Raw genomic sequence first — 15,202 nt, forward strand, 5'->3', positions numbered from 1 at the left:
GGCGGGGCACCGATGAATGGAGAAGGCATCATCGGGGGCCGGCTGTATCTCATGGCACTCATGACAGTTGCCTCCTTTCCACTGTGCGGATGAACAATCGTCCTCGTTCATACAATATGCGGGCGGGGCGGGAAAGGTTTTTCCCGCTGCCGTGGTCTTTAGTTGCGGCCGACCTCCGACATTCGCTATAATGGTGAAGCGAATGGAGCGGCTCAGGCAGAAGGGAGTTGTGGTGGAATGACGGAGACGCAGTTTGCCCGTTTTTCGTTTCAACCGTTTGTCATCGAAGCCATTAAGGCGCTTCGTTTTTATAAACCGACGGAAATTCAAGAACGCATCATTCCGGGGGCGCTGCGCGGCGAAAGCATGGTCGGCCAGTCGCAAACCGGGACAGGGAAAACGCATGCCTATTTGTTGCCGATCATCGAAAAGATCGATCCGGAGCGTGCGGAAGTGCAGGCTGTCATCACGGCGCCGACGCGCGAGCTGGCGACGCAAATTTATCATGAGACATTGAAGATTACAAAATTTTGCCCGAAAGACCGCATGATCATCGCCCGCTGTTTCATCGGTGGGACGGATAAGCAAAAAGCGCTCGAGAAATTGACGGTGCAGCCGCACATCGTCATCGGCACGCCGGGGCGCATCAACGATTTCATCCGCGAGCAGGCGCTTGATGTGCATACGGCCCACATCCTTGTCGTCGATGAAGCTGACTTGATGCTCGATATGGGCTTTATCACGGATGTCGACCAAATCGCCGCCCGGATGCCGAAAGAGTTGCAAATGCTCGTCTTTTCAGCGACCATTCCGGAAAAGCTGAAGCCGTTTTTGAAAAAATATATGGAAAATCCAACATTCGTCCAGGTCAAGCCGAGACAGGCGGCAAACGAAAACATCGAGCATGTGCTCATTCCGCTGCGTGGGCGCGAGAAGGCTAGGCTGCTTCATGATGTGCTTGTCAGCTACAACCCGTATTTGGCCATCGTGTTCGTCAACACGAGAAAGATGGCGGATGAAGTCGCCGACCTTCTTGCGGAACAAGGGCTGAAAGTCGGCGTGCTGCACGGCGATTTGACGCCGCGCGAACGAAAAAAAGTGATGAACCAAATCCGCGATCTCGAGTTTCAATACGTGGTCGCCACCGATTTGGCGGCGCGCGGCATCGACATCGAAGGAGTCAGCCATGTTGTCAACTACGAACTGCCGGATGATTTGCAGTTTTACATCCACCGCGCTGGAAGGACGGCGCGCGCCGGCTACAACGGCATTGCGGCGACGATTTACGAGCCGTCTGACCAAGATGCGATCGCCCGCCTGGAGAAAATGGGCATTTCGTTCGTCCACCGCGATCTTGTGCGCGGCGAATGGAAAGAGCTCCCGCCATGGAACCGGCGGAGCAAGCGGGCCGGCGAAAAGAAAGACGAACTCGCGCCGGTGATCGCCAAGCTGAAAAAGGCGAAGAAAGTGAAGCCGGGCTATAAGAAAAAGCTGCGCGCCGAGCTCAAAAAGAAGAAAAAGCGGCTTGGCCGTTTCAAACAATTGTAGTCTTGGCCCGGAGTCAACTACCCCCACTTAGCTAACGCTTGAAGTGGGGGCTTGCAACTCCCCAGAAGTACAAGCGGACTTCGTCCTCCTTCCTTGACTTGGGGTTGCATCTGGGCAGGTTGACAACTACCCAACGACGCAGGTCATGCCTGCATCGTTACCGATTCTCTCGGTGTGTCTGTTGGCAGTACTTGGCTTCCACACACAACAGACGGATCTACGCTCGATGTTTTACGGTTACAACGTTTCCTGTAACCAACTCCATACATCGAGTAGCAGTTATTGGAGTGCCTTTATTAAACGGTTTTCTCCACGCCTTTATTCTATCATACACAAAAGAAAAGGGGAACGCGCATTCCTCTCCCACTTACTCCCTTTGGTCGTTGAAGTGGGAGTCTCCTGCGCGAAATAGGATGAAACGAAAAGGGAGAGAAGAGGATGTTAAAAATCGGTTCACATGTTTCCATGAGCGGAAAGAAAATGCTGCTGGCCGCGAGTGAAGAGGCTGTCTCCTACGGGGCCAACACGTTTATGATTTACACCGGGGCGCCGCAAAACACAAAGCGCAAGTCGATTGAAGAGCTCAACATCGAAGCCGGGCGCAAGCATATGCAAGCGCACGGCATCGAAGAGATTGTCGTCCACGCCCCGTATATCATCAATATCGGCAATACGACCAATCTCGATACGTTTTCGCTGGGCGTCGACTTTTTGCGCGCTGAAATCGAGCGGACAGAAGCGATAGGGGCGAGCCAGCTTGTGCTGCACCCGGGTGCTCATGTCGGCGCCGGGGCGGAGGCGGGGCTCCGGCAAATCATCCGCGGGCTGAATGAAGTGTTGACGCGCGGGCAGACCGTGCAAATCGCGCTTGAGACGATGGCCGGCAAAGGATCGGAATGCGGGCGCACGTTCGAAGAGCTGGCGTACATCATTGATGGCGTCGCCTATAACGACAAGTTGTCCGTCTGTTTTGACACGTGCCATACGCATGACGCCGGCTATGACATTGTCAATGATTTTGACGGCGTGCTTGATGAATTTGACCGCATCATCGGTCTTGAGCGGTTGAAAGTACTGCACATTAACGACAGCAAAAACCCGCGCGGCAGCCGAAAAGACCGCCATGAAAACATCGGGTTCGGCCATATCGGATTTGCTGCGCTCAATTATATCGTCCATCATCCACAACTGGAGGATATTCCAAAAATTTTAGAAACGCCGTATGTCGGTGAGGAGAAAAACAACAAAAAACCACCGTACAAGCATGAAATTGCGATGCTGCGGGCAAAGACCTTTGATGATCGATTGCTTGAGAAAATTGCAGCTGACGAGCAATAAAAAAGGGCGTTCCGCCCTTTTTTACTTTTTTTGCACAAATTGCAAAAACAGTTCGTTCGCTTTTTTGGCGATCTCCGGCGAGGTGATTTTCGCCAGCTCGCGCACCCATTTTTTCCGTTCTTGCGGATCGAAAACGTTGATATCATTCGTCCGGGCCAGATGGAGAATTTTTTTCGCCTGGCTGACGGTAATCGGCAGGCCGTAGTCCCGGCTGTAGGCCGCCAATTCCTCTGGGGTGATCGTTTTCAACTTTTGCTTGACAAGCTGTTGATAAAAATTCATTGCCACCGCCTCCTTCGTTCTCTTCCATCATATGGCGTGAACAGAAAAGGGGTGTATGATATAATGGAAATGAAAGCAAAGGGAGAAAGGGTGGTAATTTGGCGGCAAAACAGCATAAAAAGGAACCGTTGAACCATGTGTTGTACCGGGTGGTCATGATCGCCATCGGCGCCTCTTTGGCGGCGTTTGCCATCGAGCGGCTGCTCGTTCCGAATAAAATGATCGATGGTGGCATTATCGGTGTTTCGCTCATCCTCGATTACTTGATCCCAGATGAATGGCGGCTGCTCAATTTTGCCACGCTTGTCATCCTCTTAAACGCCCCGTTTATGTATTTCGGCTACAAGCACATCGGCAAAACGTTTATGTTGTCGACGATTTTAGGCGTCGTCATTCTCGGAGCCGCTGAACGGGCATTTCATCATTTTTCCCCGCTGACGGCCGAGCCGATTTTGGCAACGGTGTTTGGCGGTTTGGCGCTTGGGCTTGGCGTCGGGTTGGTCATTCGCCATGGTGGGTCGCTCGATGGGACGGAAATTTTAGGAATTTTGTTGACGAAAAAAATCCCGTTTTCCGTCGGGGAGTTCGTCATGTTTGTCAACGTCTTTATTTTCGGCTGGGCGGCGTTTGTGCTCGGGGTCGAGTCGGCGATGTATTCGGTCATGACGTACTATATTGCTTCCAAGACGATCGACGCAGTCATCGAAGGGCTTGATGAGACGCGGGCCGCTTTTATTGTCACTGATTATTATGCGGAGATTTCGGACGCCATTTTGCACCGCCTCGGCCGCGGAACGACGAATTTGATCGGCAAAGGCGGCTACACCGATGAAGAAAAAGAAATTATTTATGCGGTCGTCACGCGCTTGGAAGTGACAAAACTAAAATCGATCGTCAATGAAATCGACCCGGATGCGTTCATCACCATTATGCCGACGCATGAAGTGCGCGGCGCCCGCTTTAAATCAGCGATTCATTGAGGTTTACAAAACGCGGATGGCGGGGTATACTTGCATAGTGAAGCAAATCAGAATGATTCTGAATTAGCAAGGGAGAACCGCCATGGAGAGTGGGCTTGTTTTGCAAATTGAGGATGTGTCGTTCCGCTATGAAAACGAGAACGTGCTTGAGCATGTTAGTTTAACGGTGCCGAAAGGAGCATTTTTAGGATTGGTCGGCCCGAACGGCTCGGGAAAATCGACGCTGCTGAAATGCGTGCTCGGTTTGCTCAAGCCGTCGCATGGCCGCATTTTGTTGTTCGGTGAACCGGTTGAATCGTTCCGGGCATGGCATCGAATCGGCTTTGTATCGCAAAAAGCCAACAGTTTTAACCGCGGTTTCCCGGCGACGGTTGAGGAAGTGGCGGCGAGCGGATTGACGGCGAAACGCGGCTTGTTCCGCCTGTTGACGAAAGAAGACCGGCGGGCGGTCACGGCGGCGCTTGAGGCTGTTGGGCTGAGCGAGTTGGCGAAGCGCAATATCGGCGAGCTGTCCGGCGGCCAGCAGCAGCGGGTGTTTATCGCCCGGGCGTTGGCGAGCCAACCGGATTTGCTCATTTTAGACGAGCCGACGGTCGGCGTGGATGCCCGCCATGTGCACGAGTTTTATGAGCTGCTTGGCGATTTGAACCGCCGCGGTTTGACGCTTATCTTAGTGACGCACGACATCGGGACGATTACGGAGCGGGTCACCCATATCGCCTGTTTGAACAGACGCCTCTATTTCCATGGAAAAGCGGAGGAGTTTGAACAGCTTGGCGACGAAGCCATTTCGCAGTTTTACGGGCATCCGCTTCACGTTCTCTCCCACGAGCACTAGAGGGGCCATATAAACGATTGACGTTGGAGGAATGACACGTGTGGGAAGCCTTATGGCAGTACGAGTTTTTGCGCAACGCCTTCTGGGCCGGGGTATTGACCGGATTTGCCGCGCCGCTGCTTGGCGTGTTTATCGTTGTTCGGCGGCTCTCGCTCATCGCGGATGCGTTGAGCCATGTCACGCTTGCCGGCATTGCCGCCGGGCTGCTGCTCGGGAAGTCCGTGCCGGCGGCAGCCGGATGGAACCCGCTGTACATCGGCATGGGCTTTTCCGTCATCGGCTCGCTGTTTATCGAAAAGCTGCGTGCTGTGTACCGGCATTATGAGGAGCTTGCCATTCCGATCATTTTATCGGCCGGCATCGGCTTAAGTGTGATTTTGATTTCAGCGGCCAACGGATTTACAACTGATTTGTTTTCGTACTTGTTCGGCAGCGTGAGCGCTGTCAGCCGCTCTGATGTCGGAACGGCGCTCGGCGTCGCGATTGTTGCTGCCGCCGTCATTTTCGCTTTTTACAAGGAATTGTTTCTTCTCTCGTTTGATGAGGAATATGCTCGCGTTTCCGGCGTCCGCGCCAAGCTCATTCATTTTTTGTTTATCGTGCTTGTCGCTCTCGTCATCGCGGCGTCGATGCGCATCGTTGGCGTGCTGCTCGTTTCTTCGCTCATGACGCTGCCGGTGGCCGCGAGCATCCGCATCGCCAAAAGCTTTAAACAAGCCATCGCATATTCCGTTTTCTTCGGGGAGCTTTCCGTCATCGTCGGCTTGCTGGCGGCATACGAACTCGATTGGGCGCCGGGCGGAACGATTGTCATGATGGCCGTGGCCATTTTGCTTCTCGTATTAGGATGGAAAAAATGGAGAAGGGGGCGGTCGCGATGAACGTCGGCGAAGCGTTGCAGTTAATGAAGGAAAAAGGGTTTAAATATACGGAAAAACGGAAACAAATGCTCGAGCTGTTTGCCGGCCGCGACAAATATTTGACGGCAAAAGAAGTGCTTGAGGCGCTTCGTCCCGCTTATCCGGGCTTAAGCGTTGACACGGTGTACCGCAATTTGTCGCTCTTTGCTGCGCTTGGCATTTTGGAGATGACCGAGTTGTCAGGAGAGAAACGGTTTCGGTTCGCCTGCGACGCCCGCCGCCATCACCATCATTTCATTTGCACCGAGTGCGGGAAAACAAAAGAAATCGATATATGTCCAATGGAAAGGCTGGCCACGCAGCTCGACGGCTACGAAATCGCCGACCATAAATTTGAAATTTACGGAACATGTCCGCAATGCCAAAAACATCTCCCGATATAAGGCGGGAGATGTTTTTCTTATGGCGCCAAGCGCAGCTCGACTTCACGCTTGGCCTCGAGCCAATGCCGGACGCGGATGACATTGTCAGGAAGCGGGCCTTGGTTGTATGGCGTGTCAAACAAAATGACCGGGATGCCGCATGCTTCTGCGATCTCACAAGCGTTATCGTATTTATCTTCAAAAAAGGCGGCCAGCCTGTATTGGCGGACGGCGGCGATTTTATCGTGGGACCCGATCAGCTCAATATGGTGGTAATGGATGCCGTGCCGTTGAAACCAGCGTTCGGTGAGCTCGTACAAATGGCGGCCGCGGGCGCTGATGTAATACAGCTCGTATTTGTCTTTCCAGCTGTCAATCACCTCAAGCGCGTAGCGAGCCAGCGGCGCACGTTCGTAAATGCCCGCCTCATTTTCCGCAAGCCACCGGTCCATTTCTTCCTCCGTTGTCCCGTACAGCGGCGCCAAATTATATTGTGTAATGTCGCCTAATGTGAGTGGTTTGCCAAATGCCTCGTTTAAATACGGAATAAATGTGCTCGGACACGTAACCGTGCCGTCAATGTCGATCCCGAGCCGGTGTTTCATCGTCGCATCCCCCTTTTAGAAAATATTCACACTGATAAAATGACACCGGTTTCTCATACTAAGAATGCTCCTTACTTTAGGAAAGCGAGGGAAGCATATGGCAGATGATCGCGAGCGCACGTATAATGGAAGTTACGTGCAATCGATCGGAAAAGAGGAACCAGAACGCACTTTCATGGAAGAAACAGCGGCGGAAGTCGCTGAACCGATTCGCCGCCGCGACGAGCGGGATGAAGAACGCGCAGGCGGCGCCGGGCTTGGATGGCTCGCCCTGGCGTTGTCGATCATCGCCTTGTTTATTTGGCCGATTTTGTTAGGAGCCGCCGGCATCATCGTCGGTTTTATTGCACGCCGGCGCGGGGCGGAAACGCTTGGGGCTTGGGCCATCGGGATTGGCGTCATCGCCATTCTCGTCCGCCTGTTTATTATGCCGTTTTATACGTAAAAAAAGCGAGGGTGTCCCCAAGGCGGGGACGCCCTATTTTCGGCGTCCGCCCGTTGACGCGCCCCGTTTATTCCGGGGCGCCGCTTTTCAGGGCGGCTTCTTTTTCCTTTTGTTTCGCAAAATATTCTTCCGCCAGCTTGTCGATTTCTTTTTTCAGCTCTTCTACCATTTGTTCTTCCGGTACTTTGCGGACAATTTTGCCGTGGCGGAACAACAAGCCTTCGCCGCGGGCGCCGGCGATGCCGATATCCGCCTCGCGCGCTTCGCCCGGGCCGTTGACCGCGCAACCGAGCACGGCGACTTTGATCGGCGCCTTAATTTTGGCGATATAGTCCTCGATTTCATTGGCGATGCTGATCAAATCGATCTCAATCCGCCCGCACGTCGGGCAGGAAATGAGCGTCGCCGCATTGGAGGCGAGCCCGAACGTTTTTAAAATTTCGCGCGCTACTTTCACTTCTTCAACCGGGTCGGCGCTTAGCGAAACGCGGATCGTGTTGCCGATCCCTTTGCTTAAAATGGCGCCAAGCCCGACGGCGCTTTTGATCGTGCCGGAGAAAAGCGTTCCCGCCTCGGTGATGCCAACATGGAGCGGATAGTCGAACGTGCGCGCCGCTTTTTCGTACGCTTCAATGGCGAGGCGCACATCGGACGCTTTCAACGAAACGATAATGTCGTGAAAATCGAGTTCTTCCAAGATGCGGATATGGTATAAGGCGCTCTCGACCATGCCGTCGGCTGTTGGATATCCGTATTTTTCTAAAATGCGTTTTTCCAGCGATCCGGCGTTGACGCCGATGCGGATCGGCACGCCGCGCTCTTTCGCCGCTTTCACGACCGCTTCGACTTTTTCGCGGCGCCCGATGTTGCCTGGATTGATGCGGATTTTATCAACGCCGCCTTCGATCGCTTTCAGCGCCAGTTTGTAGTCAAAGTGGATGTCGGCGACAAGCGGGATGTTGATTCGCTTTTTAATTTCCGGTATCGCCGCGGCGGCCCGTTCGTCCGGGCAGGCGACGCGGACGATTTGACAGCCCGCCTCCTCAAGCCGGCGGATTTGCGCCACCGTCGCCTCGACATCGTGCGTTTTCGTCGTCGTCATGCTTTGAATCGTTACTTCATTGCTGCCGCCGATCGTCAGCGGACCGACGCGGACGGGCCGCGTTTTTGAACGATGGATGATTTCACCCACGGGAATTCGCTCCTTTAACATTCAAGTCGCTTTCTGCATTATTGTAACAGTGCCATCCGCCGTTTGACAAGCGATTCGCCGGTTAGCGATAGATCGGCACTTTATAAGTTTTCCCGATTTTTAATGTTTGCGCATGTTCGCCTGGATTTAACCGTTCAAAATCACGGATCAGCTGCTCGAGCGGAACGGGCAATGGACCGTTGAGTTCTTTCTCGATGATGGACAACAACGTATCGCCAGGGCGAATGGTCACCGTCCGGTACGGGATGGCCGCCTGTTTCGACTGGACAACGGCTGCTGCTGCTTCAGACGAAGGGTGAAGCGTTCCGATGGCAAGATCGCGGTAAACGATATAACTGGAAAGAATGAGAAATAGGAGAAGAATGAATTTTTTCATGACGCTTCCTCCGCATGCGTATATCTATTTCATATGTATGCTTGTCCAGCGAAAATATGTCTTCCTTAGCAAGGTCGTTGAGTTCATGAGGAAAACACTTCAACAAAAGAATGTCTCCAATTTGAAAAACGGCATCACCGTTCTTCTTTGCCTTCAAGGCTCGCTTGACGGCTTTTTGAAAATATTCCTGTTTTTTGTCTTTACAGAAACTTAACAACTGCTTTATAAGGGCCTAACAATGTCTCGCTACAATGGTCTTGTACGTTGAAAGTACGAAAACAAAACGGGGGGATTTCTGAATGTGGAGCAAACGAGTCAAATTGGGATTGGCCGCCTTGTTGATGACCGGCGTTTTGGCCGGCTGCGGGCAGACTGAAAAGAACAACGCGGGCGGCAATGAAGGAACGGCAAAGAAAGAAGAAACCTACTCCGGCACCATTGCACTAGCGGGATCTACAGCGCTTCAGCCGCTGGCAGAGGAAGCGGCAAACGCGTTTATGGAAAAGTATCCGGACGTATCGATCACCGTTCAAGGCGGCGGCAGCGGTACGGGCGTCAACCAAGTGGCAGCCGGCGCCGTGCAAATCGGCAACTCGGATGTGCCGGCGGCGGAGAAGCTGGACGACAAATCGAAAGCGTCAGAGCTTGTTGACCATAAAGTGGCCGGCATCGCCTTTGCGATTGTGGTCAACGACGATGTGAAGGTCGATAATTTAACGACGAAGCAAATTCAAGATATTTTCAGCGGAAAGATTAAAAACTGGAAAGAAGTCGGCGGACCAGATGAAGCCATTCACGTGATCAACCGTCCGGCGTCATCGGGTACGCGGGCGACATTTGAGAAAACGATCATGAAAGGCGTAAAAATCGATGATTCCATCGGTACGGTGCAAGATTCGAACGGAGCGGTCGAACAGGCGATCAGCTCGACGCCGGGCGCTGTCAGCTATGTAGCCATGTCGTATTTAATTGGGGAAAAGAAAAACTTGAAAACGGTCAAAATTGACGGCGCGGAACCGACGGTGGAAAACATCCGCACGGAAAAGTACCCGTTTTGGTCGTATGAATACATGATTACCAAAGGGGAAGCGAAGGAAGAAGTGCGAGCGTTTATCGACTTTGTCAAGAGCGAAGAATTTGCGCCGACCGTTAAAAAGATGGGGTATATCCCGATGACGGAATTGGAGTAGAGAAGGGCGGAAGGCCGGCTCGTTAGGCCGGCCTTTGACAATGGAGGGATGAAGCCATGCAACAAATGCATACGAAACGGCGGAATCGCTGGCTTGAAGAGTACATCGGCCGCACGTTTGCGGTCATCTGCGGCTGGCTGATCGTTCTGATTACGGTGACGATGATCATCTTTTTGGCGGTAAAGGGAATTCAGTCCTTTACGGACAGCGGTCTTTCGCTTTCCGACATGTTGCTTTCGATGCAATGGGATCCAAACGGCACGCCGCCGAAGTATGGGGCGCTCATTTTTATTGTTGGCTCGATGCTCGTCTCGCTTGGCGCTTTGTTGATCAGTGCGCCGATCGCGTTGGCGTTGGCGATTTTCATGAACTTTATCGCTCCCAAATGGTTCGTTTCGTTGCTCAAGCCGGTGCTGGAGCTGCTTGTCGGCATTCCGTCGGTGGTGTATGGCTGGCTTGGGGTGACGATTCTCGTTCCGCTCTTGCGCGAATGGTTCGGAGGCTCCGGCTTTAGTCTGTTGGCGGGGATCATCGTCCTTAGTATGATGATTTTGCCGACCATCACCAGCATTGCGGCCGACGCCTTGGCCAATGTCCCGATGACGTATATGGAAGCATCATACGGGCTTGGCTCTACGCGTTGGCAGGCGATTTCCCGCGTCATCGTTCCGGCGGCGAAAGCCGGGATTGCCACCGGCGTCGTTCTCGGCTTGGCGCGGGCGTTTGGCGAGGCGCTTGCTGTGCAGATGGTGATCGGCAATACGATTAAGCTGCCTTCAGGCCTTGACAGCCCGACGGCGACGTTAACAAGTGTATTGACGATGGATATGGCAAATACGATCAACGGAACACCATGGAACAACGCGTTATGGACATTGGCGCTCATTTTGCTCTTGATCTCGTTTTTCTTCATTGCCGTGATCCGTTTGGTCGGCCCGAGAAAGGAGCGATAAGATGACAGCGCGAATGATCGATAAAGTTTGGACAGGCATTTTCTATGCGGTGGCTGCTGCAGTCATCGGGTTGCTCATGTTCTTTTTTGCCGTTGTGTTGTCGAAAGGAGCGGGGTTTTGGCAACCTGAGTTTCTGTTCGGACGGCCGAGCAATACGCAAGCGGGCGGCGGCATTGGTCCGCAGCTCATCAATTCATTTTATATGTTGGTTGTGACATTGCTTTTGTCGGTTCCGCTTTCGTTGGGAGCTGGAATTTATTTGGCCGAATACGCCAAACAAGGGCGGATCGTCGGGTTCATTCGCCTTTGCTTGGAAACGATGGCATCATTGCCGTCGATTGTCGTCGGGTTGTTTGGATTGTTGGCGTTTGTCACCTTGACGGGTTGGGGCTATACGCTGCTCGGCGGAGCGTTAGCCGTCACGATCATCAATTTGCCTGGATTGACGCGCATTTGCGAAACGGCGATTTTGGATGTTCCAGCCAACATTAAAGAGGGGAGTCTTGCCCTTGGAGCGACGCGCTGGCAGACGTTGGTCAAAGCGGTGCTTCCGGCCGCCATCCCGCAAATTGTCACCGGCGTCATTTTATCGGCTGGGCGCATTTTCGGCGAAGCGGCTGTTTTCATTTATACCGCTGGGCTGACGACTCCGATGCTTCGTTGGGATGCGGATTGGGGCAGCCAGGCCAACCCGCTGAACGTGTTCCGGCCGGCCGAAACGCTGACGGTGCATATTTGGAAATTGAATTCGGAAGGCATTGTCCCAGACGCAAAGCTGATCGCGGCCAAATCGGCGGCTGTGTTGATGGTGGCCGTTCTTTTATTCAATTTGGCCGCACGGCTCGCTTCTTCCTTGCTTGCGCGGCATTTCTCCGGGGGGCGGCGCGCGCGTCGAGGACGAGGAGAAAGAAGCAAAGCAGCGTAAGCACAAAAAAAGCTGTCCTGCATCAACAGGCAGCTTTTTTATATTTCCCGTTTGGCTGATGGCACTTCCTTGACTGCCAAAAAGAGAACGACAAGCGAAACGAACCAATGGATCAACGCGCCGTAGGGCACGACCGCTTGCACCGTTTCCATCACGGTGAAAAAGACGGTCGACAGCGTAATGGCGTAAGCCGACATCACCCATGTATGGCGGTAGCGCAGCGTTTTGTCGAGCACGCCGGCAAGAATCAGGCCGAAAAAGGCAAAGATGCACACGCTGATGAATTTCCCGGCGCAGGCGAGCACGTATAAAACGAGCCCAAAAAGCGGGATGAGGACAGGGAGAAGCGACTGAAGACCGGCGATGAACGCGCGAACGTCTTCGTTGGTAATGGTCACATCCGGAAACGTGGCATAGCTGTAATGCTGCGCCTGATGGCCGGCGACGAGCACGGCCTCATGCTTCAAGAGCGCGATGGCGTTCGGAAACTGCTCGACGTTCTCACTCGTCACTTTGCCGGTGCTGTCAAAAATGATCGTAAATCCGCCTTGATCAATATGAATCGGCGTGGCCGCCTCCGAGTGAAGTTCGCCGTTTTCAATCGAAAACGGCGGCAACTCGTTATTCAATAAGGCGCTCGTTGTGCGGATGCCTTCAGTGAGCGACGAGGAGACATAGTAAAACGTCGGAAGAATGGACAGCAAAGTCAGCAAAAACAAATACCCGATCGTTTTCCCAATTCCCTGAAATCGAAAGCGGGCGATGTCTTTCGGAGAATATAAGCTTTTCCACAGCTGGACGAATACGTTCATCGCAGACACACCTTTCTTTGTCTCCTTTTCCATTGTAGCCGGGAAAGAGGAAGAATTCAACTTGGGACGAAGAAAAAAGCGGGCATCTTCCCGCTTTAGTCAGAAGGCAAATGAAAGGTTTCAAGCAAGGCGCGCCATTGCAACACCCGTTCATTTAGTGCATCGGCTTCGGAACGAATGGCAGCCATATACTATAGCTTGTCATTATGAAGAAACGGTCAACGGTGTGTTGAAAATATGTAAACAAAAAGCGAGGACAAGCAAATCGATTGAAACATTGTGCCAACTTTGGTAAGCTAATCTCAAGCGAACGCTTTGGCGTTCGTGTACATAAATCAAAAAGGAGGAGATCAGTATGCCATTTGAATTGCCAGCATTGCCGTATCCGTATGATGCGCTTGAGCCGCACATCGACAAAGAAACGATGAACATTCACCATACGAAGCACCATAACACATACGTTACAAATTTGAATGCGGCGCTTGAAGGGCATCCGGATTTGCAAAACAAATCGCTCGAAGAATTGCTCAGCAATTTGGAAGCCCTTCCGGAAAGCATTCGCACGGCGGTGCGCAACAACGGCGGCGGTCATGCAAACCACTCGCTTTTCTGGACGATTTTGTCGCCAAATGGCGGCGGTGAGCCGACGGGTGAGCTGGCTGAGGCGATCAACAAAAAATTCGGCAGCTTCACCGCGTTTAAAGACGAGTTTTCGAAAGCAGCGGCCGGCCGTTTCGGTTCTGGCTGGGCATGGCTTGTCGTGAACAACGGCGAGCTGGAAATTACGAGCACGCCGAACCAAGACTCGCCGATTATGGAAGGCAAAACGCCGATTCTCGGCTTGGACGTTTGGGAGCATGCGTACTACTTGAAATACCAAAACCGCCGTCCGGAATACATTGTCGCATTCTGGAACATTGTCAACTGGGACGAAGTGGCGAAACGGTACAGCGAAGCGAAAGCGAAGTAATCAACAAAGCGGGGCGAAACAAAACGCCCCGCTTTTTTAGCGACGGAGGGGTCAGGCAAAGGGAGCGGTTTTCGTTGCGCCGGGTGCATAGAGGCAGCGGAAATGGCCACACTACCGGATAGACGAAAAGGGGAGTTCGCAATGGCATTTTTCGAAAAATTGACCGGCCAAGAACAAGTAGGCCGTGATTTACTGCTGCTGCTTTGCATTGGAGGATTTTATGCGCTCGGTGTTTCCCTGTCGAACACGTTTGTCAACATTTATTTGTGGAAACAGACCGGCGATTTTCGCGATTTGGCATTGTACAACTTGGCGGTCGTCACGATGCAGCCGCTGACGTTTATCGTTGCCGGCCGTCTGGCGAAACAGATCGACCGCATTTTGATTTTACGGCTTGGTGTGTCGTGTTTAGCCGTTTTTTTTGTCACGGTTTTGCTGGTCGGCTCCCGCGCCCATCAATATTTGCTCGTTCTCGGCGCGCTGCTCGGCGTCGGCTACGGTTTTTACTGGCTCGCTTTTAACGTGCTGACATTTGAAATTACCGAACCGGAGACGCGCGACTTTTTTAACGGTTTTTTCGGGGTGTTGACCTCATCAGCCGGTATGATCGGGCCGATTGCCGCCGGCTACATCATTTCGTCGCTGGCCGGGGCAAAGGGGTACACGGTGACGTTTTCGTTGTCGCTCGGTTTGTTTATTGTTGCGGTGCTGCTCAGCTTTTTCCTTAAGCGCCGTCCGGCAGCGGGGAAATATTTATTTTTCCGCATTTTAAAGGAACGGAATGAAAACCGGAACTGGCGGCTCATTACGAACGCCCATTTTTTTCAAGGACTGCGTGAAGGCTCGTTCGTTTTTGTCATTTCCGTGCTTGTCTACGTCAGCTCCCATAGCGAATGGGCGCTTGGCAAGTACGGATTGGTCAATTCCTTCACATCGTTTATCGCTTATTACGTCGTCTCCCGGTTGATGAAGCGGGAATACCGGATGAAAGCCATTTTGTTGGGCGGTCTTTTGCTGTATGCAGCCATTTTTCTCATCGTCTTTCATCCTTCGTACCCGCGCCTTCTTCTTTATGCCGTCACGATTGCCATCGCTTATCCGATTTTGCTTGTTCCGTACTCATCGTTGACGTTTGACGTGATCGGGAAAAGCTGGAAATCAGCGGAAGCGCGCGTCGAATATATCGTCGTCCGCGAGCTGTTTTTAAACGCCGGACGGGTGGCGTCGATTCTTGTCTTTTTGGCGGCGGTGGAGCTCTTTAACGAGCAGACGGGCATTCGTGTGCTGATGTTTGTGTGCGGCGCCGGGCATTTGATCATTTATTGGTTCGTCCGCCGCATCCGCTTGACTGATGGCCATCCGGAGCGGGAGCGGCAAGGGCGGCTTTTGCTTCGGCCGAAGCTGGCCAATGAACGGGGCGGCCCGACAGCATAAAAGTCGCCCAT

Annotated in this window: 17 protein-coding genes; 12 read left to right on the forward strand and 5 right to left on the reverse strand. The window is 52.8% G+C overall.

What is annotated here, in order from left to right:
• The first annotated feature begins 237 nt into the window (after nt 1-237).
• Complete coding sequence (locus tag ETC02_RS03330; RefSeq protein WP_171698055.1) at nt 238-1,548, forward strand: DEAD/DEAH box helicase; 1,311 nt, start codon at nt 238-240, stop codon at nt 1,546-1,548.
• 438 nt (nt 1,549-1,986) lie between these two features.
• The gene (locus tag ETC02_RS03335; protein ID WP_095859673.1) at nt 1,987-2,886 is read left to right on the forward strand and encodes a deoxyribonuclease IV; all 900 of its coding nucleotides are present in this window, start codon (nt 1,987-1,989) and stop codon (nt 2,884-2,886) included.
• Between the two features lie 21 nt (nt 2,887-2,907).
• Here ETC02_RS03335 and ETC02_RS03340 read toward each other — a convergent pair whose 3' ends face one another.
• Entirely contained in the window at nt 2,908-3,168 is a 261-nt protein-coding gene (locus tag ETC02_RS03340) for a DUF2624 domain-containing protein (RefSeq protein ID WP_047818712.1), read from the reverse strand.
• 98 nt (nt 3,169-3,266) lie between these two features.
• Between ETC02_RS03340 and ETC02_RS03345 the strand changes: the two genes are divergently transcribed.
• The 4 genes from ETC02_RS03345 (at nt 3,267) to ETC02_RS03360 (ending at nt 6,289) form a co-directional block, all read left to right on the forward strand.
• On the forward strand, nt 3,267-4,148 hold the full coding sequence (locus ETC02_RS03345) for a YitT family protein (protein WP_171698056.1): 882 nt from the start codon (nt 3,267-3,269) through the stop codon (nt 4,146-4,148).
• 82 nt (nt 4,149-4,230) lie between these two features.
• Nucleotides 4,231-4,986, forward strand: coding sequence for a metal ABC transporter ATP-binding protein (locus ETC02_RS03350; RefSeq protein ID WP_171698057.1), 756 nt, complete (start codon nt 4,231-4,233; stop codon nt 4,984-4,986).
• Nucleotides 4,987-5,024: 38 nt separating this feature from the next.
• Nucleotides 5,025-5,867, forward strand: coding sequence for a metal ABC transporter permease (locus tag ETC02_RS03355; RefSeq protein ID WP_033010233.1), 843 nt, complete (start codon nt 5,025-5,027; stop codon nt 5,865-5,867).
• On the forward strand, nt 5,864-6,289 hold the full coding sequence (locus tag ETC02_RS03360) for a Fur family transcriptional regulator (protein ID WP_033010232.1): 426 nt from the start codon (nt 5,864-5,866) through the stop codon (nt 6,287-6,289). The genes ETC02_RS03355 and ETC02_RS03360 overlap by 4 nt, the downstream gene beginning before the upstream one ends.
• Nucleotides 6,290-6,306: 17 nt before the next feature.
• On the opposite strand, the gene ETC02_RS03365 is transcribed toward ETC02_RS03360, so the two are convergent.
• Nucleotides 6,307-6,873, reverse strand: coding sequence for a nucleotidase (locus ETC02_RS03365; protein ID WP_033010231.1), 567 nt, complete (start codon nt 6,871-6,873; stop codon nt 6,307-6,309).
• 97 nt (nt 6,874-6,970) lie between these two features.
• Here ETC02_RS03365 and ETC02_RS03370 point away from each other — a divergent pair, with 97 nt between their 5' ends.
• Nucleotides 6,971-7,318, forward strand: a complete 348-nt coding sequence (locus tag ETC02_RS03370) for a hypothetical protein (protein ID WP_033010230.1) — start codon at nt 6,971-6,973, stop codon at nt 7,316-7,318.
• Between the two features lie 67 nt (nt 7,319-7,385).
• On the opposite strand, the gene ispG is transcribed toward ETC02_RS03370, so the two are convergent.
• Entirely contained in the window at nt 7,386-8,510 is a 1,125-nt protein-coding gene (gene ispG / locus ETC02_RS03375; RefSeq protein WP_050367554.1) for a flavodoxin-dependent (E)-4-hydroxy-3-methylbut-2-enyl-diphosphate synthase, read from the reverse strand.
• Between the two features lie 82 nt (nt 8,511-8,592).
• Nucleotides 8,593-8,907, reverse strand: coding sequence for a LysM peptidoglycan-binding domain-containing protein (locus ETC02_RS03380; protein WP_050367553.1), 315 nt, complete (start codon nt 8,905-8,907; stop codon nt 8,593-8,595).
• A 299-nt stretch (nt 8,908-9,206) separates the two neighbouring features.
• On the opposite strand from ETC02_RS03380, the gene ETC02_RS03385 reads away from it, so the two are divergent.
• From ETC02_RS03385 to pstA, 3 genes are all read left to right on the forward strand, one after another.
• A complete protein-coding gene (locus tag ETC02_RS03385) occupies nt 9,207-10,097 on the forward strand; it encodes a phosphate ABC transporter substrate-binding protein PstS family protein (RefSeq protein WP_011231943.1) in 891 nt (296 codons plus the stop codon).
• Between the two features lie 65 nt (nt 10,098-10,162).
• A complete protein-coding gene (pstC, locus tag ETC02_RS03390) occupies nt 10,163-11,050 on the forward strand; it encodes a phosphate ABC transporter permease subunit PstC (RefSeq protein WP_020278347.1) in 888 nt (295 codons plus the stop codon).
• Nucleotide 11,051: 1 nt separating this feature from the next.
• Entirely contained in the window at nt 11,052-11,975 is a 924-nt protein-coding gene (gene pstA / locus ETC02_RS03395) for a phosphate ABC transporter permease PstA (protein WP_011231941.1), read from the forward strand.
• A gap of 38 nt (nt 11,976-12,013) precedes the next feature.
• Here the strand turns inward: pstA and ETC02_RS03400 are convergent, their stop codons facing one another.
• Nucleotides 12,014-12,787, reverse strand: coding sequence for a DUF1189 domain-containing protein (locus tag ETC02_RS03400; protein ID WP_011231940.1), 774 nt, complete (start codon nt 12,785-12,787; stop codon nt 12,014-12,016).
• Nucleotides 12,788-13,142: 355 nt separating this feature from the next.
• Between ETC02_RS03400 and sodA the strand changes: the two genes are divergently transcribed.
• Nucleotides 13,143-13,757 carry a superoxide dismutase SodA gene (gene sodA / locus ETC02_RS03405; protein WP_171698058.1) on the forward strand — a complete coding sequence of 205 codons (615 nt, stop codon included), beginning with the start codon at nt 13,143-13,145 and terminating at the stop codon, nt 13,755-13,757.
• Between the two features lie 141 nt (nt 13,758-13,898).
• Nucleotides 13,899-15,191, forward strand: coding sequence for an MFS transporter (locus ETC02_RS03410; protein ID WP_050367552.1), 1,293 nt, complete (start codon nt 13,899-13,901; stop codon nt 15,189-15,191).
• The last annotated feature ends 11 nt before the right edge of the window (nt 15,192-15,202 follow it).

Origin of the sequence: Geobacillus sp. DSP4a (assembly GCF_013096875.1) — a bacterium.
GTDB classification, from domain to species: Bacteria; Bacillota; Bacilli; order Bacillales; family Anoxybacillaceae; genus Geobacillus; species Geobacillus thermophilus.

What these genes read in the sequence shown, in the direction of transcription:
- ETC02_RS03330 (WP_171698055.1), top strand. Translation starts at nt 238, where the DNA reads ATGACGGAGACGCAGTTTGCCCGTTTTTCGTTTCAACCGTTTGTCATC.
- ETC02_RS03335 (WP_095859673.1), top strand. Translation starts at nt 1,987, where the DNA reads ATGTTAAAAATCGGTTCACATGTTTCCATGAGCGGAAAGAAAATGCTG.
- ETC02_RS03340 (WP_047818712.1), bottom strand. Translation starts at nt 3,168, where the DNA reads ATGAATTTTTATCAACAGCTTGTCAAGCAAAAGTTGAAAACGATCACC.
- ETC02_RS03350 (WP_171698057.1), top strand. Translation starts at nt 4,231, where the DNA reads ATGGAGAGTGGGCTTGTTTTGCAAATTGAGGATGTGTCGTTCCGCTAT.
- ETC02_RS03360 (WP_033010232.1), top strand. Translation starts at nt 5,864, where the DNA reads ATGAACGTCGGCGAAGCGTTGCAGTTAATGAAGGAAAAAGGGTTTAAA.
- ETC02_RS03365 (WP_033010231.1), bottom strand. Translation starts at nt 6,873, where the DNA reads ATGAAACACCGGCTCGGGATCGACATTGACGGCACGGTTACGTGTCCG.
- ETC02_RS03370 (WP_033010230.1), top strand. Translation starts at nt 6,971, where the DNA reads ATGGCAGATGATCGCGAGCGCACGTATAATGGAAGTTACGTGCAATCG.
- ETC02_RS03380 (WP_050367553.1), bottom strand. Translation starts at nt 8,907, where the DNA reads ATGAAAAAATTCATTCTTCTCCTATTTCTCATTCTTTCCAGTTATATC.
- ETC02_RS03385 (WP_011231943.1), top strand. Translation starts at nt 9,207, where the DNA reads ATGTGGAGCAAACGAGTCAAATTGGGATTGGCCGCCTTGTTGATGACC.
- pstC (WP_020278347.1), top strand. Translation starts at nt 10,163, where the DNA reads ATGCATACGAAACGGCGGAATCGCTGGCTTGAAGAGTACATCGGCCGC.
- pstA (WP_011231941.1), top strand. Translation starts at nt 11,052, where the DNA reads ATGACAGCGCGAATGATCGATAAAGTTTGGACAGGCATTTTCTATGCG.
- ETC02_RS03400 (WP_011231940.1), bottom strand. Translation starts at nt 12,787, where the DNA reads ATGAACGTATTCGTCCAGCTGTGGAAAAGCTTATATTCTCCGAAAGAC.
- sodA (WP_171698058.1), top strand. Translation starts at nt 13,143, where the DNA reads ATGCCATTTGAATTGCCAGCATTGCCGTATCCGTATGATGCGCTTGAG.
- ETC02_RS03410 (WP_050367552.1), top strand. Translation starts at nt 13,899, where the DNA reads ATGGCATTTTTCGAAAAATTGACCGGCCAAGAACAAGTAGGCCGTGAT.